1 rRNA gene (running past one end of the window) is annotated in these 389 nt (G+C 31.4%); it reads left to right on the top strand.

Annotated features, from left to right (window positions below):
• A 23S ribosomal RNA gene (locus IEW49_RS13435) occupies positions 1-357 on the top strand; its annotated part reaches 365 nt to the left of the window's first position; the annotation flags it as partial.
• Between the last annotated feature and the right edge of the window lie 32 nt (positions 358-389).

The raw sequence follows: 389 nt of genomic DNA, 5'->3' as shown, positions 1-389 counted from the left end.
TAATAAGGATTAACCTTTGTACGAAAGGAACATGGGGTACTATTGTTATACCTAGTTGTATAACAGTTTTATTAACCTCTGGTTTACCTGTTGTTTATGTGCCTTATATTAATTTCATGTGTGATGCTCCGCAAGGATATTACAGGGATGTTACCGTCACTTGAGTAAATACAATAGCATAAGCATGGCAGGAAAGCTAAGTTAGTCAAAAATAAGTGCTGAAAGCATATAGGCACGAAATTTACCTTAAGATATTTCTTAAATATACGTAAGAAAATATTACGTTAATAGGCTTAGTTTGTAATAATCTAGAGATTTTAAGGAACTAAGTACTAATTTTATAAAAAACTGAATGATTAATATATCTTACATTTTCGCTACCCCCTCCT

This window comes from Pseudoblastomonas marina, assembly GCF_014641655.1.
Lineage (GTDB): Bacteria > Pseudomonadota > Alphaproteobacteria > Sphingomonadales > Sphingomonadaceae > Alteriqipengyuania_A > Alteriqipengyuania_A marina.
The sequence above is the reverse complement of the archived record's forward strand: the minus strand, read 5'-3'. Positions and strand labels throughout refer to the sequence as shown.